Source organism: Stutzerimonas sp. KH-1 (assembly GCF_054483855.1).
The window spans coordinates 4,497,507-4,520,432 of the sequence record NZ_CM137011.1 but is presented as its reverse complement, the minus strand read 5'-3'; the positions used below and the strand labels follow the sequence as shown (position 1 = coordinate 4,520,432).

The 22,926-nt window shown below is 54.9% G+C and carries 23 protein-coding genes and 1 pseudogene; 14 read left to right on the top strand and 10 right to left on the bottom strand.

The genetic code is table 11. The annotated features are described in order from the left end of the window. Nucleotide 1: 1 nt before the first annotated feature. The 3 genes from ACX1DW_RS21545 to ACX1DW_RS21535 form a co-directional block, all read right to left on the bottom strand. Nucleotides 2–412 carry a putative toxin-antitoxin system toxin component, PIN family gene (locus tag ACX1DW_RS21545; RefSeq protein WP_003150546.1) on the bottom strand — a complete coding sequence of 137 codons (411 nt, stop codon included), beginning with the start codon at nucleotides 410–412 and terminating at the stop codon, nucleotides 2–4. Beyond that, entirely contained in the window at nucleotides 412–651 is a 240-nt protein-coding gene (locus tag ACX1DW_RS21540; RefSeq protein ID WP_003089107.1) for a ribbon-helix-helix domain-containing protein, read from the bottom strand. The genes ACX1DW_RS21545 and ACX1DW_RS21540 overlap by 1 nt, the downstream gene beginning before the upstream one ends. A gap of 192 nt (nucleotides 652–843) precedes the next feature. Then, nucleotides 844–1,737 carry a site-specific integrase gene (locus ACX1DW_RS21535; RefSeq protein WP_458992358.1) on the bottom strand — a complete coding sequence of 298 codons (894 nt, stop codon included), beginning with the start codon at nucleotides 1,735–1,737 and terminating at the stop codon, nucleotides 844–846. 570 nt (nucleotides 1,738–2,307) lie between these two features. Between ACX1DW_RS21535 and ACX1DW_RS21530 the strand changes: the two genes are divergently transcribed. Both ACX1DW_RS21530 and ACX1DW_RS21525 read left to right on the top strand, forming a co-directional pair. Continuing rightward, on the top strand, nucleotides 2,308–2,742 hold the full coding sequence (locus tag ACX1DW_RS21530; RefSeq protein ID WP_017246346.1) for a hypothetical protein: 435 nt from the start codon (nucleotides 2,308–2,310) through the stop codon (nucleotides 2,740–2,742). Between the two features lie 257 nt (nucleotides 2,743–2,999). After that, nucleotides 3,000–3,632, top strand: a pseudogene (locus tag ACX1DW_RS21525) (three-Cys-motif partner protein TcmP); the annotation flags it as partial. Between the two features lie 90 nt (nucleotides 3,633–3,722). Here the strand turns inward: ACX1DW_RS21525 and ACX1DW_RS21520 are convergent. Beyond that, a complete protein-coding gene (locus ACX1DW_RS21520) occupies nucleotides 3,723–4,403 on the bottom strand; it encodes a heavy metal response regulator transcription factor (RefSeq protein WP_003292635.1) in 681 nt (226 codons plus the stop codon). A gap of 424 nt (nucleotides 4,404–4,827) precedes the next feature. On the opposite strand from ACX1DW_RS21520, the gene ACX1DW_RS21515 reads away from it, so the two are divergent. From ACX1DW_RS21515 to ACX1DW_RS21475, 9 genes are all read left to right on the top strand, one after another. Next, nucleotides 4,828–5,037 carry a co-regulatory protein PtrA N-terminal domain-containing protein gene (locus ACX1DW_RS21515; protein WP_015275566.1) on the top strand — a complete coding sequence of 70 codons (210 nt, stop codon included), beginning with the start codon at nucleotides 4,828–4,830 and terminating at the stop codon, nucleotides 5,035–5,037. A 288-nt stretch (nucleotides 5,038–5,325) separates the two neighbouring features. Then, a protein-coding gene (locus ACX1DW_RS21510; protein ID WP_103455382.1) for an IS3 family transposase occupies nucleotides 5,326–6,479 on the top strand; the annotation gives its coding sequence in 2 pieces (ribosomal slippage) (nucleotides 5,326–5,572 and nucleotides 5,572–6,479; 1,155 coding nt in all). Nucleotides 6,480–6,579: 100 nt separating this feature from the next. Next, complete coding sequence (locus ACX1DW_RS21505; RefSeq protein WP_003298774.1) at nucleotides 6,580–8,421, top strand: copper resistance system multicopper oxidase; 1,842 nt, start codon at nucleotides 6,580–6,582, stop codon at nucleotides 8,419–8,421. Nucleotides 8,422–8,445: 24 nt separating this feature from the next. Further along, nucleotides 8,446–8,736 carry a hypothetical protein gene (locus ACX1DW_RS21500; RefSeq protein WP_242100248.1) on the top strand — a complete coding sequence of 97 codons (291 nt, stop codon included), beginning with the start codon at nucleotides 8,446–8,448 and terminating at the stop codon, nucleotides 8,734–8,736. Beyond that, the gene (locus ACX1DW_RS21495) at nucleotides 8,726–9,724 is read left to right on the top strand and encodes a copper resistance protein B (protein ID WP_458992357.1); all 999 of its coding nucleotides are present in this window, start codon (nucleotides 8,726–8,728) and stop codon (nucleotides 9,722–9,724) included. The genes ACX1DW_RS21500 and ACX1DW_RS21495 overlap by 11 nt, the downstream gene beginning before the upstream one ends. Before the next feature lie 9 nt (nucleotides 9,725–9,733). Beyond that, entirely contained in the window at nucleotides 9,734–10,543 is an 810-nt protein-coding gene (locus tag ACX1DW_RS21490; RefSeq protein WP_101153174.1) for a c-type cytochrome, read from the top strand. Between the two features lie 473 nt (nucleotides 10,544–11,016). Continuing rightward, complete coding sequence (locus ACX1DW_RS21485; protein WP_032489165.1) at nucleotides 11,017–11,346, top strand: four-helix bundle copper-binding protein; 330 nt, start codon at nucleotides 11,017–11,019, stop codon at nucleotides 11,344–11,346. A gap of 299 nt (nucleotides 11,347–11,645) precedes the next feature. Beyond that, nucleotides 11,646–13,040 (top strand): vitamin K epoxide reductase family protein, encoded by a 1,395-nt coding sequence (locus ACX1DW_RS21480; protein ID WP_458992356.1) that lies wholly within the window; start codon nucleotides 11,646–11,648, stop codon nucleotides 13,038–13,040. Between the two features lie 33 nt (nucleotides 13,041–13,073). Then, entirely contained in the window at nucleotides 13,074–14,072 is a 999-nt protein-coding gene (locus ACX1DW_RS21475) for an SDR family oxidoreductase (RefSeq protein ID WP_003298780.1), read from the top strand. Nucleotides 14,073–14,132: 60 nt separating this feature from the next. Here ACX1DW_RS21475 and ACX1DW_RS21470 read toward each other — a convergent pair whose 3' ends face one another. Further along, nucleotides 14,133–15,938: a glycoside hydrolase family 15 protein gene (locus tag ACX1DW_RS21470; protein ID WP_003298782.1), complete on the bottom strand. Its 1,806-nt coding sequence runs from the start codon at nucleotides 15,936–15,938 to the stop codon at nucleotides 14,133–14,135. Between the two features lie 480 nt (nucleotides 15,939–16,418). On the opposite strand from ACX1DW_RS21470, the gene ACX1DW_RS21465 reads away from it, so the two are divergent. The 3 genes from ACX1DW_RS21465 (at nucleotide 16,419) to flgB (ending at nucleotide 18,645) form a co-directional block, all read left to right on the top strand. After that, nucleotides 16,419–17,453 (top strand): SDR family NAD(P)-dependent oxidoreductase, encoded by a 1,035-nt coding sequence (locus ACX1DW_RS21465; protein ID WP_003298783.1) that lies wholly within the window; start codon nucleotides 16,419–16,421, stop codon nucleotides 17,451–17,453. Nucleotides 17,454–17,724: 271 nt separating this feature from the next. Beyond that, entirely contained in the window at nucleotides 17,725–18,084 is a 360-nt protein-coding gene (locus ACX1DW_RS21460; protein WP_003298785.1) for a co-regulatory protein PtrA N-terminal domain-containing protein, read from the top strand. A gap of 147 nt (nucleotides 18,085–18,231) precedes the next feature. Next, nucleotides 18,232–18,645: a flagellar basal body rod protein FlgB gene (gene flgB, locus ACX1DW_RS21455; RefSeq protein WP_046164420.1), complete on the top strand. Its 414-nt coding sequence runs from the start codon at nucleotides 18,232–18,234 to the stop codon at nucleotides 18,643–18,645. Nucleotides 18,646–18,707: 62 nt separating this feature from the next. Here the strand turns inward: flgB and ACX1DW_RS21450 are convergent, their stop codons facing one another. From ACX1DW_RS21450 to ACX1DW_RS21430, 5 genes are all read right to left on the bottom strand, one after another. Continuing rightward, on the bottom strand, nucleotides 18,708–20,375 hold the full coding sequence (locus tag ACX1DW_RS21450) for an ATP-grasp domain-containing protein (RefSeq protein ID WP_458992355.1): 1,668 nt from the start codon (nucleotides 20,373–20,375) through the stop codon (nucleotides 18,708–18,710). Between the two features lie 105 nt (nucleotides 20,376–20,480). After that, nucleotides 20,481–21,854 (bottom strand): heavy metal sensor histidine kinase, encoded by a 1,374-nt coding sequence (locus tag ACX1DW_RS21445; protein ID WP_003292645.1) that lies wholly within the window; start codon nucleotides 21,852–21,854, stop codon nucleotides 20,481–20,483. 90 nt (nucleotides 21,855–21,944) lie between these two features. Beyond that, nucleotides 21,945–22,175: a hypothetical protein gene (locus tag ACX1DW_RS21440; protein ID WP_003292646.1), complete on the bottom strand. Its 231-nt coding sequence runs from the start codon at nucleotides 22,173–22,175 to the stop codon at nucleotides 21,945–21,947. A 23-nt stretch (nucleotides 22,176–22,198) separates the two neighbouring features. After that, nucleotides 22,199–22,456, bottom strand: a complete 258-nt coding sequence (locus ACX1DW_RS21435) for a DUF2933 domain-containing protein (protein ID WP_003292647.1) — start codon at nucleotides 22,454–22,456, stop codon at nucleotides 22,199–22,201. 32 nt (nucleotides 22,457–22,488) lie between these two features. After that, the gene (locus tag ACX1DW_RS21430) at nucleotides 22,489–22,806 is read right to left on the bottom strand and encodes a co-regulatory protein PtrA N-terminal domain-containing protein (RefSeq protein ID WP_312479606.1); all 318 of its coding nucleotides are present in this window, start codon (nucleotides 22,804–22,806) and stop codon (nucleotides 22,489–22,491) included. Nucleotides 22,807–22,926: the final 120 nt, after the last annotated feature.

Genomic DNA, 22,926 nt, shown 5'->3' with positions numbered 1-22,926 from the left:
ATCACAGCACCTCGACGCAGAACACGGCGGGCGTGACGATCCGCGTGCGTTCGATGTGCCCGCGTTGCAGCAGGCCGGCGCGGCGATCACCGGTTACCAGGTAGTCCGCATCGCCCGCCAAGGCCATGGCCAGCAAAAACGAGTCATCCGGATCATCGGCTTCGACCTCGATGGTCAGGCGCTCCAGTACCACAGCCCGTTGCAGGTTATTGATCATGGCGCCCACCTTGGCGGGCTGTAGGATGGCCTGAAGCTTGGGATAGCGGCTGGCTCGACGAATTTCATCGAGTTGCATCCGCGAGGTCACCACCTCGAAACGCGCCGCCCGCCAGGCACGGTAGATCGCATCGGGCGCGCCATGTGGCGAGATCAGGGCGCTGAACAGGATGTTGGTATCCAACACGACCCGCATCAGCGCTTACGTGCCCAGTCGAGCGCTTCGTCAACCGCGTTGGTCAATTCTGCCTCACTCAGATGGGCGTTAGCGGCCTTGGCCTGCTCAGCGCTCAGCTCCAGGATGTGTGCCCGTACCGCTTCTTCGATGAAGCGCGACAGGTCGCCCTTACGGCCGCCGCCCTGGCTGGCCAGAAACATCCGAAGCGACTGGTCGGTGTCGGCCGAGACGGCGACATTCCAGCGAATGGTATTCATAGCGTTCTCCGCTAATAGGTGTTTGTGTGTTTATACGCCAATCACAAAGGGCGATGCAATGGTTCGACAAAACGAACAGATACCTGAGCGTTGACGACGTAAAGGTGGAAACCGCTATCAAAACCAGAGCTAGATACAAACGCTCTATAGCCTAAGGAATTCATGATTGTCCGCTGAAATGACCACATCACCTCAGCCGTCAGCGACCTCAGTCCTACGATCCAAGTCTCGCTGATCATTAAGAGCCACGGCGTCCGCACGCATTCGAGCAGGCACTGTATCTCTCACCTTTGAAAAGTCAGCATCGCTTGCAGGCTTAACCTTAACCGCTTCTGCACGTCCAAATCTTTTATCGCCATAGCGGCTAATCGAATCGGTAGCCTGGTGCCCCATGACGTATGCCATTTCTATTGCGGACATGCCTGAGGCTTTCAGATTTGAGCCGAACTGGTGACGAAGTGTGTACATACTCGGCACCTTCCTCCTACCGAATAGCTCAGTAGCGACTTGGTGAAGCGCAACGCGTATTGAATCCATACTGCGCGGCTGACATTTAAAAGCAGCGAGAGCGTTTCTCAAGATATTGCAGACGTCTCCATCAGCCTCAAGCGTTCGGCTAGCGCCGCGTAAACCGTTGTGGCTAAGCTTTGCACCGGATATATGGATGCGCCGGCCATCGATAGAAATTCCGTTAAGCTCGCATGGTCGCGCTCCGGTAAGAGATATCACCATTAAAGCTCCCGCTTCGACAGGCATATCTCGTTCAGCCAGACACCGTAGCCACGCTTCGAAATCAGCGGTAGAAAGCTTCTGCGGACGTAGCTGCTTTTTCTTTCGCGGCAGATTTAACACAGTGACCGGATTGAGCGTACGATTGATTTCTTGGGCAGCCCAGAAATTTCCTCGATGCTTTTGATCAAACGCCAAAGCGTTACGTAGGCGCCGATAATAATCCGGGCGGTAATCAGGGGCCGCCCGTAGTAAAGCACCAATAATATTGAGCTCATCAAGCTCAACGCCCTGCATCCGAGTCGCATAAAAATTACTGGCCAAACTAATATAGGCGCTTTGAGTCTCTGCATTCATATTATTCTTCTAATTATTATTTGCGTGACACATGCCACACAATCAATTATTGCAAATACGAAAACAAAAAAACAACAACCAGAGCATTATTTTTTATATAACCCCAAAAGCCAAACATTGCAAAGGTGCAAAAATTCTATCCTTTCTATATCGCATTCCGGACTTTGGTTCGTTGGCCAAGAACGCACCATGTTACCTGACCCATCAAGACAACCCGCCGGGAGCAGCACATAGACCGACTGGATAGCGTCGGGTATCAGCAGGTGCTTCCACTCTTTCAGCCGATTCACATTTTAAAATGCGAGAACCAAGTAGAGTAATTTTAAATTGCGCTCACAGCCTGGGTCGGCGACGGACTGGCGCGATCGCTTACCGAGACACCACTGCCCACGACATACTGCTTGTGCCACTTTTAAATTATGAGTTTTGGGTCGAACACTCTACTAGATAGCCAGCCGAACGGCCTCCGGGGCGTTAACCAGAGACTGCATAAAAATACAGTTAGCCTATTGCCTTTTTTAAGCAGAGCAACTTAGAATTATGAACAGAACAACAACCTGAGGAAAAATCATGTCTATCCTAATTCTTAACTGCGAGCGCGACGAAGTCGGCGGTCAATACCTAGTAGCAAGCATTCACGGTGTGGAACACTGCGTATCACTTGATGATGACTATCCGGAGAAAATCCCAGATTCAGATGATATAGTCCACCGCATTAATGCAGATGACTTCAATGAGCTTTCTGAGAAGGTACGCTCCTACGTGCGCAAGCACAGCATAGCCCCCATTCATTCACTCGATGACGTTAGGCTGCTGGCGATGCAGCTCGGCGATATGAAAGCAAAGACCTACGAAATCGACGAAGAAGGTCATGGCCTCACGCTCCGTGACTGTAGCGTAGATAAAGGTGTACGCATCCTAGCTCGTAAATTTCAGAGTACATATCAGGCGCATCGCTGGCTGACCGAGCAACTGGATATTTTGAGTTTCAATGCACCACGGTAAGCGTGCACGCGCTAATGTCCCGCCATTGCATTCCCAATCAAAAGCCGCATGCAACCGAGGCGCGCTATATATAAAGACGTTTAATCGACTAAATTGACTTCAATGTGACTCGGTTAGACGTTGGCTTTATTGCAGATCGCCTGATTAGCTTGAAGACTGCCCACTTCAAATCTTTACTGTCTCGGTAGCCTTTCATTTACTAATGCCCGGCAACCGACGCACGCTTATAGATTGCACCAACAAAAGCGCATGGCATGCTGAAAGAGCTGAAGGCACATCAGCCTCGCAATTGGCAGTACCTGATCCAACGCCATCTGTCTGAAGGGATCAAACAGGAAAGCGGTGCCCAGTACATGACCGTGTTCTTCATCCGCCCTGCTGGCAGCAACCCGATGGCCTATTGGTTTATCAATCTGGCGAACAACTACCGCGCCAACGATGTGATGAAGAAGATCCACTGGAAATACGGCAACAACTTTTCCCATATGCTGTCGCCTTCCAGCTTTTTCGGCTACGACGCCAATCGGGATATCGCCGTGACAGGCCAACACGATTTGCTGTTGGATGAGCATCACTTCGACGATGCCACCGATGACCGCGTCCGAGGAGAACTTTCAGAGCTCTTGCCCAAACAGGTCTACGAGGTAGAACGGCAACCTTTTTTGGGCCTGATGAGCGGATTGACCAACTACACCATGGCTGACGAGTTTCGCGTAAAGCAGGCGCTCGATATCGCTGTTGCGACCGGTGATTTGCTGGCGGTCGGTAAGGATGGCAAGACCAGGCGTCGCAAGGGCACTAGCATCAAATCCAGTGATATTCTGATAGCTCCCCCGCAGAGACCCATCTTCTTCGTGCCACAGCTGAAGAAATCCAGCTCGGAGAACTGAGGTTCGGCACCGCTCCTTGCTCGGTGGCTCGCCTTAACCGCATCGGTACCGGTAGCTTGGCCCATCGCGTGAAATGCCGAGCATTTCGCTCTAGGGGTCTGGCGCGTCGATCAAATAGCCCATCCCACGCGCGGTTTGTATGAGCTTAGGTTCGAACTCATCATCGATTTTTGCTCTCAGCCGTCGTACCGCCACCTCAATCACATTGGTATCGCTGTCGAAATTCATGTCCCATACTTGGGAGGCGATAAGTGACTTTGAGAGCACTTCCCCGCGACGCCGAAGTAATAGCTCAAGAAGTGCGAATTCCTTTGCAGTTAGGTCTATTCGTTTCCCCGATCGCGTAACTCGACGCCTGAGCAGATCGACCTCAAGGTCGAGGAGTTTGAGTATTGTTTGGTTGGGGACATTATTGCCGCGGCGAAGCAACGTACGGATCCTGGCTAGCAATTCGGAGAAGGCAAACGGCTTGATGAGATAATCATCAGCGCCCAACTCCAATCCCTTTACTCGATCCTGAACCCCGTCTCGGGCGGTGAGAAAGAGCACGGGAACCTCATTACCAGCAGCGCGGACTTTCTGTAAAACCTGCCACCCATCCAGGCCAGGCATCATCACGTCTAAGATGAGCAAGTCGTATGTGGTATGAAGCGCGTGCTGAGCAGCATCGGTCCCGTTTTCAACTCTATCGACTGTGAAGCCTGCCTCTGAAAGCCCCTGCTGTAGGTAGGTGCCTGTTTTCGGCTCGTCTTCAGCAACAAGAAGCTTCATGAAAGTATTCCCTCCGGCATTTGGAGCAGTGTGCCGATTGTCAGGGCGTGCAGCCAGTACCTTACAGAAACGTAATGCTCGCATCATCTGTCTGACAGCTTGTAGCGTTAACGTCTACATCAGCAGTTGCTCCCACACTCTGCTTTTTGGCCTTTTCCATGCTCCTTTGGCCTATCGGCGCCTAGATGGCGCCCTTTTTTTGCCCGCTGGAAACAAGACCTATTTGCCTGAACGAAAAGGCACCATGCACGCTACCTGCGCTTTCGCTTGGGCTCACTGCTTTTATGCATTACTGACGAAACCGTAATGTCTAAATCAGGGTTCTGACAGGAACGCTCGGTTAGCTTAGACACAGGACCAAGCCAAAGCCCCTATTTATGGAGCTGCGCTGGGTCTCCCATGTCTTCGAACGAGGTAACAAGTAATGAAATTCTTCAGATCCGTTTCTGTACTGCTCGCCATCGCAGCAAGCTCTTCCTATGCAATGGCAGAAGGTGGTGGTGATCGTACCTTTGCTCGTATGGAGCAGGCTCGCCAAATAGCGATCGCTAGTTATCAGGCTGACCAGAAGGACCAAGCCCAGGAGGTAGCCTCAAAAGCAACTTCAGCGAAGCACGCCCACGCTAATTGCTGAAGCGAAACCTTACGCAACTGTGACCATGCACCTTGAGTATCGTTGCAACCGGATCCTTGCACGGAAATCAAAAGCCATTGCGCAGCTTCCACCTGGAGATTGACATGCTCACAGGCGATTTTTTGGGCGATTTCTGAAGCGCTTTAAGCTTACAAAAATGTAATCCCGCGTCTTTCTTAGGCATGCCATATTTACGATGAAAGGCGAGTCGCTTGATAAGACAGACGGGTTCTACCCCGTCAGCACGGACACTTTCGAGTAAGCTCACACCGAGCTGAAGGAGTGTTCATGAAACGCAAGAAATACAGTCCCGAGTTCAAGCGGGAAGCCATCGAGTTGGTTCGTCGTTCAGGGGCGAGCTGTCGACAGGTGGCCATGGAGATTGGTGTTGCTCCCAACCTGCTCACACGCTGGGTGCGGGAGGCACAACCAGGTACTGAGAAAGCCTTTCCTGGAACGGGAAGCCCGCGGGATGAGGAGCTTGCCCGCCTCAAGCGCGAGTTGGCCCGAGTAACCAAGGAACGTGATTTTTTAAGAGACGCGGCAGCGTACTTTGCCAAGGAGTCATCGAGCGGTACACGGTGATCCAGCGCTGCCGCAACGAGTACCCGGTACGATTGATGTGCCGTTGCCTGAAGGTTTCTGCCAGCGGCTATTACGCCTGGCAGGATCGTGAACCAAGCGCGCGAGCTCAGGAGAATGCGCGCTTGGTGAAGCGCATTCGGGAGATTCACGAGGACAGCCGGGGTGTGATCGGAGCGCCACGAATGCACGAGGATTTGCTCGACGAGGGCGAAGCCGTCAGCCTGAACCGAGTTGCTCGCCTGATGGCGGCTGAGCGAATTCAAGGCTGGCCACGCCGGAAGCGGCGTGGCTTTGGAAGAGTCGCCAGCAGCCGCCCAGCAGGCGTGAAAAACCTGCTGGAGCGCGACTTCACCGCGCAGGAACCAGAGCGCAAGTGGGTCACGGACATCACGGAAATCGCCACCCAGGAAGGCAAACTCTTTCTATGCGTGGTGCTCGACTTGTACAGCAAGCTGGTGATCGGTTGGTCGATGCATCACCGCCAGGATCGGCAGATGGTGATTCGAGCGGTGGAGATGGCGATCTGGCAGCGCCAGGGTGACTGGTCAGTGATCCTGCATTCGGATCGCGGCAGCCAATTCACCAGCGCCGACTACCAGCGCTTTCTGAATCGCAACACGCTGGTGTGCAGTATGAGTGCCGTCGGGCATTGCGGCGACAACGCTGCCTGTGAAGGCTTCTTCGGTCAGCTCAAACGGGAGCGCGTTGTCCATCAGTCGTATCGAACTCGTGATGAGGCTCGGGCGGATCTATTCGACTACATCGAGCGGTTTCATAACCCACGAATGCGTCGTAGAGTCGCCCGGCAAGATCTGAAGTTTTCAGCCCTTTTCAAACCGTCCGTGGAAATGGGGTAGAACCCGACCGCGCGCGAGCCTCTATGATCAATTACCGCTGGCAACACCAACCCGTAGGGCTGGTTTCGGCTTGGCTCCTTAGCTTGATTGGAACCTACACATGCAACGTAAAACCTCTAGGCGAACCTTTGTTAAAGGCTTGACTGCCGCAGGCCTCCTTGGTGGTCTTGGCCTGTGGAGAGCTCCGGTCTGGGCAGTGAGTAGCCCCGGCCAGCCCAGCGTACTAACCGGCACGGAGTTCGACCTGCTGATTGGGGAGACGCCGGTCAATATCACCGGTGCGGCTCGGACGGCGATGACCATCAACGGGACTATCCCAGGGCCGCTTCTACGTTGGCGTGAAGGGGATACCGTCACGCTGCGAGTCAGGAATAAGCTGAGTGAAGATACATCTATTCACTGGCACGGCATGATCTTGCCGGCCAATATGGATGGTGTGCCTGGATTGAGCTTCCAAGGCATCGCTCCCGATGGCATGTATGTATATAAGTTTCAGGTTAAACAGAACGGTACCTATTGGTACCACAGTCATTCAGGGCTACAAGAGCAGCTTGGTGTCTATGGCCCGTTGGTCATCGATGCGAAAGATCCCGAACCGTTCAGCTATGACCGCGATTATGTGGTGATGTTGACTGATTGGTCCGATGAGGATCCCGCTCGTATCCTTTCTAAGCTCAAGAAGCAGTCCGATTATTACAACTTCCACAAGCGCACTGTCGGAGACTTCATTAACGACGTGAGCGAAGACGGCTGGGCCGCTACGATTGCGAATCGGAAAATGTGGGCTCAGATGAAAATGAGTCCCACCGACCTCGCCGACGTAAGCGGCTACACCTATACCTATCTAATGAACGGCCAAGCACCCGACGGGAACTGGACCGGCATCTTTAAGCCCGGCGAGAAGCTTCGTCTGCGGTTCATCAACGGCTCGGCCATGAGCTATTTCGATGTCCGCATTCCAGGGCTGAAGATGACTGTAGTCGCAGCCGATGGCCAATACGTCAACCCAGTTAGCGTCGACGAATTCCGCATTGCCGTGGCAGAAACCTACGATGTGATTGTCGAGCCTGCGACCGAGGAGGCTTACACGATCTTCGCCCAATCGATGGATCGCACAGGATACGCCCGTGGCACGCTAGCGGTTGCCGAAGGGCTGAGCGCTCCTGTTCCAGAAACCGATCCTCGACCACTAATCACCATGGACGACATGGGGATGGATCACGGCAGCATGGGCGGTATGGCGGGCATGGACCATGGCGGCGACATGGGCGCGATGGACCATAGCAACATGTCCGGCATGAACCACGGTGACATGCAAGGGATGGGCGACATGGGCGCAATGGCCGGCATGGATCACAGCAAAATGGGTGGGATGTCCGGGATGGACCACTCTGGAATGGCTGGGATGAGCGCAGGTATGCAATCGCACCCGCCCTCAGAGTCCAATAACCCACTGGTGGACATGCAGACCATGAGCCCAACTCATAGGCTGAACGATCCCGGTATTGGCTTACGAGACAACGGCCGCCGAGTCCTGACCTATAGCGACTTGAGAAGCACTTTCCCCGATCCGGACGGCCGTGAGCCCAGTCGGACGATCGAACTCCATCTCACCGGCCACATGGAGAAGTTCTCCTGGTCATTTGACGGTATAGAGTTCTCTGATTCGGAGCCCCTGCGGCTCAAATATGGCGAGCGGGTACGCATCACTTTGGTCAACGACACCATGATGACCCATCCGATTCATCTGCATGGTATGTGGAGCGATCTTGAAGATGAGAATGGAAAGTTCATGGTTCGCAAGCACACGATCGACATGCCTCCAGGTTCGAAGCGCAGCTACCGCGTGACAGCCGATGCGCTCGGGCGTTGGGCTTATCACTGTCACCTACTGCTTCACATGGAAATGGGCATGTTTCGTGAAGTCCGAGTGGACGAGTAAGAGGAACTTTATATGGGAAATTTTATGAAGCGTAAAACTCTTATCGGCAGCGCGTTAATGTTCAGTCTGCTGGGCGTAATGAATATGTCAGCTGCGTTTGCAGAGCAAAAGCATGATCAGCACAAGCAATCATCGGCTTCATCGCAGAATCCAGGCAACAAGCCGGCATCTCAGACACAAGGCACCTCTAACTCAAAAATGAACCACGACGACATGGATCATGGCTCGATGGACCATGGAGAAATGGAGCACGGCAAGATGGATCATGACCCCAAGGCCACTGATACTGAGGTGGATTCGCACCATGACCACTAGACCTTCTCGCTTTGCTCTGATTGCGCTCGGAGTTTCGTTGAGCGCAGCGGCTGGAGGGACAGCCAACGCTGCCGAGATGATGGATCATTCGATGCATCAAACCCCTCCTGCTGAGGCAGCTCAAGCCCCTGCATCTTCAGCGAAGCCCGCAGCTAAGAATCATGGCTCCGGTGGGCAAACGGACCATTCTGCGATGGGTCATGGTGCGATGGACCATAGCACGATGAACCATGGCCAAATGAAGCATGACGATACGCTCGAAATGCCCGGCATGGTTCATCCCTCGTTCATTCCAGTATTGACCGATGCGGATAGAGAAGCGGCTTTCCTTGGTCTTCAAGGTCATACAGTCCATGACAAGTATCTGGCCTGGTTCCTTCTGCTAGATCAACTTGAGTACCAGAACGCAAATGAAGGTAGCACCCTCAGTTGGGAAGCTACTGCCTGGGTTGGTGGCGATATCAATCGGTTCTGGTTTCGCTCGGAAGGTGAGCGAACGAATGGCGTTACTGAAGATGCGGAAATTCAGGCGCTCTACGGGCGTGCCATCAGCCCCTGGTGGGATGTGGTAGCAGGTGTTCGCCAGGACTTTAAGCCCGAGTCGCCGCAGACGTGGGCGGCTTTAGGCGTCCAGGGGATGGCTCTGTATAACTTTGAGGCGGAAGCCACCGCCTTCGTCGGTGAAGGTGGGCAGACAGCAGCACGTTTTGAAGGCGAGTACGACATTCTCCTCACTAACCGGCTGATCCTCCAACCGACTGCCGAGCTCAATTTCTATGGCAAGGACGATCCTGCGCGCGGAGTAGGCGCTGGTCTCGCAAACACAGAGGTGGGGCTCCGCCTCCGATACGAAATCGTTCGTGAGTTCGCACCGTACATCGGCGTCACGTGGAGCCGGGCATACGGTAATACCGCCGATATGGCGAGAGATGAAGGCGAAGACGTAGATGAGGCGCGGTTCGTTGCTGGCATCAGGCTTTGGTTTTAAGGACCCTAGATGAAAAGAATAATTATTAGCTTCGCTGCCTTCTGCGCACTAGGCCTGTTGGTGGTGGCCGGTGTTGTTTTCTCGGGATTAATAAACGTTGCCGCGGATGATCCTCATACGGGAGCCGTGCACGCTTTCTTGGAAACTGCTCGCAATCGCTCGATTGAGGTTCGCTCCGAAGACATAGTCGTGCCATCTCTCGACGATGAAGACCAAATCCGCGCCGGGGCGGGGAACTACGACTCGATGTGTGTGGGTTGTCACTTGGCGCCAGGCATGGCTGAGACCGAGCTAAGCAATGGCCTTTATCCCGCTCCACCCAGCCTGGCTGAAGCGGGGCTATACGGTGACCCAGCAAAAACATTTTGGGTCATCAAGCATGGCATCAAGGCCACTGGGATGCCTGCGTGGGGTAAAAGCATGGCTGATCCGTACATCTGGGGAATGGTGGCTTTTCTGCAGAAGCTTCCTGAGCTAGATGAAGGAGCGTATCGAGCACTCGTTGCGTCTAGCGGTGGTCACCAGCATGGTGGTGGGGAGACCCCAGCTGGGCATGGTGAGCAACACGGCGAGATGGCCTCGGGCGACCACCATCAGGGCGACAGTGGCGGCTCGGATCACCACGGCTCTAGCAGCTCGGGTGGAGCACCCGGCCAACCAGGCTCCGGGCATCATGGTGGTAAAGAAAGCGATGACCATCATGCGTCAGACCAGCCACAGACGGCGGAGGAAAGCACTGACAATGACCGTGCCGATGCGGAAGGCAAATCCTCTGCAAATAACCATGTGCACGCAGACGGGAAGCAACACGAGCACTAACATCCGATATGTGTGTGCCTAGTCGGTTCTGACTAGGCTCTTTGAAAGGCGCCTCAGCAAAAGCATAAGGGTCGGCTCTAGGCCATCCTGGTCGACGCAACGGTACCGGAGGCCTCTGCAATTGCTTTCTAAAAGTTAGGCCGCAAGGCTAGTTGCCCATATGGTTCAGCGGCTTTCGCTCCGGCCGTTCTCTAATGGATGCTCCCAGTCCTGGCGACAGGGAGCCCCCCATTTCCCACTCAATCATCTCGCACAGACTAGCGAAGCCGTACAGGCAATCTGACTGCCACATCGCCACCAACTGCGCCCGCAGAGCCCCGGTGCGGTTGGATTTAACTTACAACATTGTAATGAAGTTTTTCGAAACGGGCTCGGTAGGAGCGTGTCGTAATTCAGTGTCTGCTAACAGGCTGATGAGCCGTATCGGTCAGTAGGCACCGACGACATACAACTATCGAACCCTGGAGAACGCAATGACAAACTCAATGTTCGCTTCCTGTATCCAAGCTTGTTCGAACTGTGCCCTTGTGTGCGAAACGTGCGCCTCTGCTTGCCTGCGTGAGGATGACGTAAAAATGATGGCACGCTGCATCGAGCTTGACCGCGACTGCGCGGACATTTGTAGGTTGGCCGCCATACTGATGAGTCGCGAAAGTGATTACGCTAAAGAATTTTGTGCCCTTTGCGCCAAGATCTGCCGTGCATGCGGAGAGGAATGCGCGAAACATCAAGTGGATCACTGCCAAGAGTGTGCCAAAGCGTGCATGAAGTGCGCTGAAGAATGCGAGCGCATGGCTGCGTAACATTCGCGACTTGCTGCTCTGGCAAAGCTCGTCATCTCGTTGCCAGAGCAGCTTCGCCGGAATGACCTTATATCCCAGCATGTGCAGTTGAAGCTAAGCCAGCTGACTTGCTAGCAGAAAAGGCCTAGATATCCGCTGGCCGAGCTCACCCAAACCTGCACGCGGTCGCAACACCGTAACGCTTTTTCTCTTGCCGCAACGTAACCAATACTTCAGTGCTGGGGACTAGATCTATGGAGCATCAAGGGGAATATCTACGCCAAGGCGCCATGTCGTCCGATATGGGTATGGATGCGCATATGCAGATGATGGAGCGGCGCCACATCGCGACGCTTTGGTGCCACTTCGTCAATGTATTGCTCGGCTTTTGGGTGCTGAGTGCGCCCTTCATATTCGGCTACATGAACGTAGCGCCGGGCGACCTCGACCTGCCACGCCTCGCAACCGAGCGTGATCTACCCGAGGTCGCCACTCGCGCGCTGCTGATGACCTGGAACGACGTCATCAGCGGCGCGTTGATCGTGTTGTTCGCCATCCTCTCGCTCAAACGGATCAGCTGGGCGCAATGGGCCAACACGATTATGGGATTGTGGTTGATGTTCGCGCCGCTGCTGTTCTGGACTCCTTCCCCGGCGAGCTACGGCAATGCCTTGCTGGTCGGCGGGCTGGTAATTGCCTTCTCCACTCTGGTGCCGATGATGCCCGGCATGAGCATGTCCGGGATGATGCAGAAGGCCGCGGTTCCACCGGGCTGGGATTACAACCCTTCAACCTGGCTGCAACGCCTGCCAATAGCTATTCTCGCCGTGATTGGCATTCTGCTCGCACGTTATCTAACCGCTTATCAGCTTGGCCATACCTCGAATGCCTGGGACCCGTTCTTCGGCACCCAGCCCAACGGCACGGAAACCATCATCACTTCCGACATGTCGCGCGCCTGGCCGGTGTCCGATGCCGGGATCGGTGTGATGGCCTATATGATCGAGCTCCTCATGGCGGTGATGGGCGATGCCCGGCGCTGGCGGACCATGCCGTGGATGGTCGCCGCGTTCGGCGTGGTGGTAGTGCCCCTGGGCGTCGTGAGCATCTTCTTCATCATCGCCCAGCCGATCTTCATCGGTACTTGGTGCACGCTTTGCCTGGCTCAAGCCTTGGCTATGCTGGTGATGATGCCTTACGCGCTGGATGAACTGGTTGCCATGTGCCAGTTCCTCAAGGATGCGCGGCGCCGTGGCAAACCGTTTTGGAGAACTTTCTTCAAAGGCGATGCGATGGAAGGCGCCCGTGAGGACAATACGCCGGAGTTCGACGGCAGCCTCTCCTCGATGACTCTCAGAGGCCTTCGCGGAGTGAACCTTCCCTGGGGGCTCGCGCTGCTGTGCATTCTAGGCGTCTGGCTGATGTCAACCCGCCTGATCTTCGGCACCGACGGCGCGATGGCCAACAGTGATCACCTGATGGGCTCGCTGCTGCTCACCGTCTCGGTCCTGGCGTGCGCCGAAGTGGCACGGCCGCTGCGTTTTCTGAACCTGCCAATCGGTGCCTGGCTACTGGCATCACCCGCCTTCCTCGACGGTGCAGGGTTCGCCGCGACCGTGGGTAGTCTGATCGCCGGCGCGCTGGTGATCGGCCTGAGTCTGCCCAGAGGTCCTATTCACCATCGTTATGCCGGCTGGAATGCGTTGTTGCGGTAGCCAACCTTCACCGAACACAAAGGAGCCCCGGACATGACTGACCGTGAACAGACCGCCGTGATCTGTGGCGGGACCGCAGGCGTAGGCCGCGCGACGGCTCACGCGTTCGCCCAGGCGGGCTACCGCGTCGCCGTGATTGCGCGTGGTGAGCAGGGCCTGGCGGACACTCGCAACGAGCTGGAAGCGGCTGGGGCGAAAGTTCTGGCAATTGCCGCGGATGTCGCCGACCCCGAAGCTATCGATCAGGCGGCCGATCGGATCGAGGCGGAACTGGGGCCGATCGAGATCTGGGTCAACGCGGCGATGGCGACGGTGTTCGGCCCGGTGAACAAGATCAGCGCGGCGGAATTCAAACGTGTGACCGACGTGACCTATCTGGGCTTCGTGCATGGCACGCTGGCGGCGCTGCGGCATATGGAGTCTCGCAACCGCGGCACCATCGTCCAGGTGGGTTCGGCGCTGTCCTATCGCGCGATACCGCTGCAATCGGCCTACTGCGCCGCCAAGTTCGCCATTCGTGGGTTCACCGACTCGCTGCGCTGCGAACTGATCCATACCAACAGCCGGGTGCGGCTGACCATGGTGCAGCTGCCAGCGCACAACACGCCGCAGTTCGACTGGTCGCGCAACAAGATGCAAAAACGACCGCAGCCGGTCCCACCGATCCATACGCCTGCTGTGGCAGCGCGCGCGATTGTCCGCGCGGCAACCGATGCGCCGCGCGAACTGTGGATCGGACGCGCCTCTTTTCAGGCGATTATCGGCAACATGTTCATGCCCGGCCTACTCGACCGGATGATGGCCAAGCAGGCCTGGAGTGGGCAGATGACCGACTCGCCGGCCGGTGATGAACAGCCTGACAACCTGTTCCATCCCGTAGAGGGCCTGCACCGTCTCGAAGGGCGCTTCGGCGCGCAGGCCAAGGACAAGGCACTGGGCCTCAGTTCCGAATCCGTGGGCAAGCTGGCCACGGGCGCCTTGGCACTGGTAATGGTGATTTGTGTAGCGGCAGTAGTTGCCATTGCCCGCTAGCTAGCTGGGTGGCAACGACTAGACCATGCAAGAGCGCGTTATAGACCGGCTACAGCTACGTTAATCAGCAGAGCCGAGGCTCAGGGCGGCGTTTATCAAACCGACATGAGAAAAGGCCTGAGGTACATTCCCTAAATGCTGGCCGCTTCGGGTGTCGAACTCCTCAGCGAACAGGCCGTGCTCACCCTTGCGTTGCAGCAGCTGTTCGTAAAGTTCCTTTGCCTCTCGAGGCCGGCCGGTTTGCACTAATGCCTCGACCAGCCAAAAGCTACAGATGAAGAAGGCGCCTTCTCGGCCCTCTAGCCCATCCGAAATTTCAGCAGGGTAGCGCCGTAGCGCGCCGCCGCCTTCGTCCAGTTGTTTGCGGATCATATCGACCGTATTGACGAAACGTTCATCGCCGCCTTCGACGAAGCCAACACGCGCTAATAACAGGAGGCTAGCATCCAGCCTATCGTCATCGAAGGCCCGGACGAAGTTATTGCCGTCGGCGCTGAGACCACGGCGCAGGACTAACTGACGTAGAGCCTCGGCCTGATTGACCCAACTTTCCTCATCTCCGTCTAGGTCATGGCGGCGCTTCAGCCATAGCGCACGCTGTAGACCGGCCCAGGCCATGACCTTGGAGTGCACATAGTGGCGCGGCGCGCTGCGCATCTCCCAAATGCTTTGGTCAGGCTCCTGCCAGTGCGCTGCAATGAAATCAGCAGCGGCGCGCATATGAGGCCAGTGCGCCCGCATCGCATCGTCGCCCATGCTATCGCAGATGCTCACGCACTCCAGCAACTCGCCATAAACATCCAGCTGAAACTGGCCATCAGCAGCGTTACCCACACGCACCGGCCGCGAGCCGCGATAGCCATCAACCCCTTCGATATTACGTTCTGGCGGTGGCGCAGCTCCGTTTACATCGTATAGCACGGCCAGCGGCGTCCCATGCTGCTCAATGGTTCGCTGCATCCACTGGGCCCAACAATGTGCCTCATCCCGACAACCGAGGCCGAAAAGAGCACCAAGTGTCAGCCCCGCATCTCGAAACCAGGTGTAGCGGTAATCCCAGTTCCGCTCCCCGCCCAGGTGTTCAGGTAGGGAAGTGGTTCCGGCGGCAACGACCGCTCCGCTGGGTGCGTAAATCAATAACTTAAGGCTAATCGCGCTGCGTACCACGGCGCCTCTATATGCTGCGGGGCACTCCAGCGCTGCGCACCAGTCGCGCCACGCAATCAGGGTCGCCTCAATCCGCGCGGGTACAGATTCAATCGACACAGGAACGGGTGGGGCATCTTGCTCTAAGGAAACGCTTAGAGAAACTCCCGCACGCCCTCCTGCATCTACTGAGATCGCTCCCTTCCAGCCTTCGCCGTCCGGATACAGTGCGCAGTCCGCTTGAAGCAACAGCTGTTGACCCATATAAGAATAGGTTAACCCTTCGGCTGAAATGCTTGCCTCACCGGCTACGCTTCCGAAATCTGGACGCGGCTCAAACTGCAGAGTGAACTCACAGCGGCCAGCTAAGCCGTCTACCTGCCAAAGCAAGCGTTGCTGATCGTCCGATCCAGGCCACTCCATACAAAGCGTGACACGGGCGGACCCGGACGCGCTGTGCACTTCGAACTCTAATACTGCAGAATCGTCCAGATAATGCGTTTTGACGTCACCCGGTGTCGACAGCTGTAGCCGCCCGCCACGTTGACGGTCGAGCAGCGGCCAAATCATCGGTGTGGCATCGAAGCGCTGGGGACAGAACCATTCCACGTTGCCATCTGGGCCCACCAATGCCATGGAGCGACCATCACCGATGGCCGCCAGCGAAGCGATCGTTGGATATTCTGCCTTTCCAGCTGCCAGTTGCTGATTAATTCTCATAGTTCTCTTCGTGTCGGTGCGCTTACAGACGGTTCAAAGGCCAGTCTGGACTGCTGCTTCAAAGCGGCAGGCTCGCGTTGAGGTAATAAATGCATTGAAGTTGGCATGAAGAGTAACCCGACGTACGCCGGCTTATTTTTAACCATAACGATGTCGCTTTTCGAAGCGCAAGCCGCGCGAAAATACAAGAAACAGGTTATTAGTCGACTGCACGATTAATCAGTAGTTTCAATTGCGATTGTGAATTGTCAGACTCGATAGATCGAATAGCAAAATCTTTTCCAAGCATGCATTCGTATAGCTCAATAATTCAGTTCTATGCTTACAGAAATGTAATCAAGTTTCCGCGCCATAACTAGATTGATGATCTAGCCTGAAAAGTTCTATTCGCCTGTCCTGCGGCGGCGCTGGCACAAGGCAGTCGTACAACACTGGAGTTACGGACCATTCGGCCGTATGACTTTGCCAGGAGAACCAATAATGGTTTTGCGAATCTTCTCATCGCAGAGATTGGCTTTGCTGCTGCTTCTGCTTACCGCCCTGCAACTCAGTGGCTGCGCCGTTTCCCCACGCCTGAAACCAAGCGACCAGCCAAGCGTAGCTGGCAAAACCTTCGTCATCACTGGTGCCTCCAGTGGCTTCGGTCGCGGCGTGGCGCTCAGGCTTGCCGCTTTGCAAGGCGACGTGGTGCTGGCGGCCCGCCGAACCGCGGTGCTCGAAGAACTGGCTACGCAGATACGCGAGGCAGGAGGGTCGGCACTCGTAGTGACCACCGATGTGAGCAAACCAGCCGACATACAAGGCCTGGCCCAAGCCGCCATCGAACGCTTCGGCAGTATCGACGTGTGGATCAACAACGCAGCGGTCGGAGCACTGGGGCGCTTCGAAGACGTCCCCGTCGAGGACCATGCGCGGGTTGTGGACGTCAATCTCAAGGGCGTGATCTACGGAAGCCACGCGGCCATGCGCCAGTTCAGAACTCAGGGCTTCGGCACGCTGGTCAACGTCGGCTCGGTCGAGAGCGAGATACCGCTGGCTTACCATGCCTCCTACGCAGCGACCAAAGGTGGAGTGATGAATCTCGGGGCAGCAATCGCCGAGGAGATTCGCCTGAGCGGCAGCGAGACTATTAGTGTCGCCACTGTTATGCCCTGGGCTGTGGACACACCGTTCTGGGAACACGCGGCCAACTACACCGGCGGCACGCCACGCATGGCCGCAATGGACGGCCCTGAGCAGGTGGTTGAAGCCATCGCCTGGGTCTCGGTCAACCCGCGCAAACGTCTGCCGGTAGGCTGGAAAGCCCGGGGCGCAGTGATCTCGCATTCGCTGTTCCCCTCTCTCACCGAGCGAATCGCGGCGAACATCGCGCACCGCTGGCAGATCGAAAAAGCTCCGCCAGCACCGCCAACAACGGGTTCGCTTTACAAGCCAATGCACTCTGGCACTGGTGTGGAAGGCGGCGTGCGTGAACGTATGGAGCGGGAAGAGACTGCACGAGAGCAATCGAAATAACGCCGGCTATTACCGGTTGATCGAGCTGGCTTGGGATGAAATACCCGTGCTGGTGATTTCTGGTAATGAGCTACCAGTTTATGCGGGTGAGCGGCCGCTCGGTCAAAAAACCGATAGCTTACAAAAATGTAATCACTAGCTCAGCTTCATGACAGGGTAGATTAACTAATCTGCAGAAGTAGATGGTCCAAGACACGGCATAAAATGGTTCTAGTCCATTGAAACAGGCTCAGTAGCAACGGCCGCAGCTTTCACTACGGAGGTCACCTCTATGAAATCGTTGATACCTTTTTACCTTGTCGGATCGCTGATGCTGTCTCCCATGGCTTTGGCTGAAGGAGGAAGCGACCGCACTCTCGAGCGCCTTCAGCAACTGCGCGATAAAGCTGAAGCGGTTTTGGTTCAAGCAGAGAAAGCGCCAGTCTGCGAGCGCCAAGTGCATATGAAAGAACATATGGGAATGCTCGAAGAAATGATGAGCCAGCTCCATAAAGATCATCCAGGACCAAACGTCTCTACCGAGGAGCATTTGGCTTGGATGGAGAAGCACGACAAATTGGTAGACGACGTACTGGAACAAATGATTCGCGAGCATAAGCTGATGACGGCTGATAGGGAGTGTCATCAGTAATAATTCTCTACTCTTCCAGGATTACGATTACAACGCTCTCTGGCTCTGCACCGCCCGACCAGGTGCCAGGTCGGGCGTAAATCCTATGGGGCTGATCGACGTAATTCTGATCAGCACTGGTTTTCTCCCAACTTGATAGGATCGTTGATGAGGATTAGTTTCGAAAAGGCTGTAGGCGGGCCAGAAAAAACGCTCCTCTACACTGCCAAAAGAGCAGAGGTGCTGAGCAACAATATAGCCAATGCTGATACACCCAATTTCAAAGCCAGGGATTTGAATTTTGCCTCGGTGCTTGCCGCTCAAAACAAGCAGGCAATTAACACTGAGTTTTCACTGGCCAAAACTAACCAGAGTCATATAAATACTGGTGGCTTGGAGGTTACTCTTAGCGATGCGGCCCTACTCTACAGGGTTCCCAATCAACCGTCGCTTGATCAGAACACAGTCGACGTTCAGGTTGAACAAGCAAAATATGCGGAAAATTCGATTCGTTTCCAGGCTGCATTTACTCGGCTGAACGGCGCATTCAAGGGTTTAATGATGGCCCTGAAAGGTGAGTGAAAAAGCAATCTTCCTTTGGCTCTGCGCCCGTAAGGAACCTCTGGGCTGTGCGAGACAGGCTCTCACTCGCTTTTAAACAACAGTCCCTCAATTCGATCGTGTTCTTCCCGTGTCGGTAGAGCGGTTGAATCTACATTGTCATCACCATCCGACTCGTCGTTTTTCGGCGAACCACGTTCAGGGTGGTAACCGCCATCTGCGTCGAACGCTACCCACCCGTACCACTCTCGGATGACCTTAGACGGTTGGCCGTCTTCCATTGCCACATACCAGTCCGCCAATCGAAAACGCTTACCGGCAAGCTTCGAAGTAGCCCTTTCGGCTCGAACCAACGCGAGATAGAGCGGGTGCGGCAGCTTTTCTATGGCTCCGGTTTCGTCGAGCAAGAAAGTGAACGAGGCGTGCGATAGTTGCTTTGTGGAACCGGCCAGCTCCTCTTCCTCGCCTAAGGTAAACACAGGAGCAAAGCCGCCCCCCTCCGTTCGAAAGTTGGTCGTTTGGCCTTGGTAGACCCTGGCAGCGTTCCACTGCACCTCGCCAGCATAAGCGTACGCGCGCAGGTCAAACTTCATTGGTCGTACCTGAGGGTCGGCGACGGTTCTACGCTCGCCAGGAGCTATAAGGGACTGGGCCAAGTAGTTTCCGCCAATGATTTCTTCCCAAACCCGCTTGGTGAGCTTGTCTCCTCGGTACGCACCGCGACTACCAAACCCGCTGACAGGCTTGAAAAAGAGGCTACGGCGGTTTTGCCAGAGGTGCTCCGCATTGCGATGCTCGACAGGAACCGTAAGCGGGACGTACTGGGCCAATACGGCTCGGACTTGCTGATCGACGCCAATCTCTTCCAAAAAAAGTGTGTTGGTTAGGTCAACCAGCCGGCGTTTGTCGGCGTAAAGGGCATAGGCCTGAGGGTGTGGCGTTACCGTCACGACATCAGCCAAATAAGCGCTGCGCAGCGCGCTGCAATTGTCGCGTTCCAGATAGAAATCGGTGAGTCGGTTGTAAACGAGATCCACAGGCTTTCCGTCGATCATGAGGCAATCGTTGTGAAAGGCTAGATCGGCTGGGTCTACGATTATGCAGTCGATTCCTGCTGACTCGAATAACCGCTGAAAAAGAAGAAACTCCGGGTACAGGTATTGGGCTTGTGGGCTTTCATCCAAAATCACCACGCGCTTGAGCGGTGCCTGCTCGCCGCTCGCAGACCATTCCTGGACGAACATATCCAGAATCGACTGCTCGAAGCCGTCGGCCCCTTCCTGACCTGGCGATAGTCCGACTACGCCGCTGCAACAACTGCGCTGAGCGCGGGCGAGCAATACGTTTAGCATTGCTCCGCCCGCATTTGTGTTTATTTCGATAAGCCCCAGCTTGTCCTCTTCCAGATGAAAATCGTAGCCAAAGAAGACGCCCCGCGCACCCCGAGGGTCGTGTCGCGCAATAGGAGGCGCAGAATCCAGAGCATGCTCTCGCCAACCCGGCAAGCTCACGGTCTGCTCGATGGCCTGAATAACCTCACTCACCTGGCTCAGCTGCAAGGATGAAACAAAGACCGGTCGTGCAGCAAATACATGGGGGCAACGTGACTTCAATAGCTCCGACAGCTCTGGATCCCCAAGCTGTTCAGTCAATGCGTCTGCGAGCGCAGCTTGATCTAGGCTTACGCAGAAGCACGCTTCGTTGAGCGCTGCGGCTGTCGTACCGCATTTTCTCGATGAGGACGCTTCCACGGGAACCTCCAGAACCAAACATACAGCTTCGAAAGTCTCGGCCTCTTTCGGTTCAGCCTGGCGTTTCTATGAGCGTAGGTCAGGGTCGTTGCTGGCACTCTGCCATTAACTAGACATAAGCTTTGGAAGCGTCATTGTGAAAGTCGTATGCCCCTCAGCTGATTCGCAAGCGATGCGCCCTTTGTGCGCTTCGACTATCGAACGAGTGATAGCCATGCCGAGGCCCGCATTCATGGTGGTTCCTTCGCGCCTTGCGGTGTCGACCCTATAGAATCGATCAAACACTCGGGCCTGAAGCTCGGCTGGAATCGTTGTGCCTCGGTTGGATATGGCTGTGCAAACCGAGCCACCGCTCTCGCTTATTTCAACGCTGATGGTGCTGCCTTCCTCTGCATATCGAACTGCGTTAGAGACTATGTTTGAGACGGCCCGTCTCAGCATCGATTTATCGCCATGTACCGATCCATCGCCTGAAAGCGCGATTTCTACCTTTTTGTCCTCGGCTGCAAGCTCGTAATATTCGATAACGCTCGCGGTAATCTCAGCCATGCTGGCATCTTCGGCATTGGGCGTAATCTTCCCGTTGTCCGCCTTGGCGAGGAATAGCATGTCATCGACCATCTTTGACATGCGCCTAAGTTCTTCGAGGGCGGAATACAAAATGTCTTTGTAGTCGGTATTCTCGCGGTCGCGCAAGAGCGCGACCTCCATTTGGGTAAGCATGCTGTTCAGCGGCGTTCTTAGCTCATGCGCGATATCCGCTGAGAAACCTGACAATCTGAGAAAAGAGTCGTCCAAGCGCGAAAGCATTTCGTTGAAGTTGTCTACGAGTTCATGCAGCTCGCCTGGCACCGACTCGGTTGGAATTCTGGTATCTAAGCAGTGGGCGGTTACCGTAGAAGAAGTCTTGGACAGTTCGTCTATTGGTTTTAAGCCTTTCCTGATCAGAACAACACCTAACGCGCCACTCAGAAGTGCACTAACGACAAGCGTATAAGCAAACCACTGCTGAATCATATCGAAGAAGTGGATTCGGTGCGTTACATCCAAAGCCAAATAGATAACAGTGTCCTGCCCTTCTACCCACCGATTTACTTTTCTGGTAATTCCGCTGTACTGGTGGCCACCGAAACTTACCGTCCAGCGTTCCTCTTGGATGTCTGTGACAAGAGGTAGCAAGCTCTCAGACAGATTGTGATGGGAGTAAACCGTCTTACCGTCTACTACAACCGCAGTCGCGAAGCCAAAGGAGTGCTCAATAACGGCATCGATCCTTGAAGCGGTCTCAGGCCCGAATGCTGAGCTGTTGAGTAGCGTACGCTCTACTGCAGCGGCCTTTTCATTAAGCACTTGTGCATCTTTGCGTTCGAAATGGAGCTGACAAAAATAATTAAAGCTGATTGCGGCCGCCAGCAGCACAACCGTAACCACGAGCATGAAAGCTATCGCCATTCTGCTCGTCAGTGACACTTTTCCCATCAGTACGGTCCTGGTTAGGCCATCAAGCACAAAAAAGCAGGTGGGGCACCCCCCACCTGCTTCGATCATTGTTACTCACACCCTCATATCCTATGCTGCGTCTGGATTTTCGCCATTTTGCGAGTGGTCGGCTTTGGCGGCCCCCATCATCTCACGACACTCTTTCATCATTCCACGCATGTCACCCATCATTTCCATATGCTTGTCGCCGCTCATCATGCCGGTTTCTGAATGGCTTTGGTCCGCTTTATCTGCCGCTGCGAAACTCAGTCCGCTCGCCAAGGTGATTGCGATTGCTGTAACGGTGATGGCCTTTCGCATGTTAAATCTCCAAGTTCAGTGGGTTATTCGCTTTTGCTTAACAAGGTGTTTTCGCCAACGTTGGGCTCCTTGGGCTTGTCGCACTTACCGCTAGACATATGCTTCATGCATACGACCATCATCAACAAGCAGGGCAAGAGAAAGAGCAGGCTTGGCAGCGTTGTTGCCAACGCCGCAGTGCTTTGGTTCAGTAGCATGTAGCCAACCACAGCTGCGGTTAACCCCGTTACGACCGGATTGCGCTGCAGTACGCTTTTAATCTTGGATATTATGCTGCTCATCTAACTATCCCTCGGATATTAGGCTTGGCAGATTAGCCATTGTTCACGCCAACTGGGGTGCTCAGGAACTCTACCGTATGGATCTTCCCGTCTGGGGTCTTTACCTTCATTTCATATGTCTGAACTTTTGCAGTAGTCCGATAGTTCTGAATCATTTCAGTCGTACCGGTCGCCCCTGCAGGTGCGATGCTCAGCACTTTGCCTTCTTTGACAAGCTCTTTAAGAGTGAGATTGGATCCTGCAGGATCATTTAGGCGATGCATTGTCCGATCGCTTCCGCCTTCGGCCATTGCAAGAGAAGACGCAACGGTCAGAATAAAAGGAACGATTACTTTGGTTATACGGTTCATGGTTTGCACCTCTTGGTTAGTTGATGCCTGTAGATTAAAGGCTTGCTACTTACAAGAAGCTGTTGCCAAGGTTACAAAGCTGTAATCGCTCATTTTTTTGTTGGTACGACCGCCGCGTCT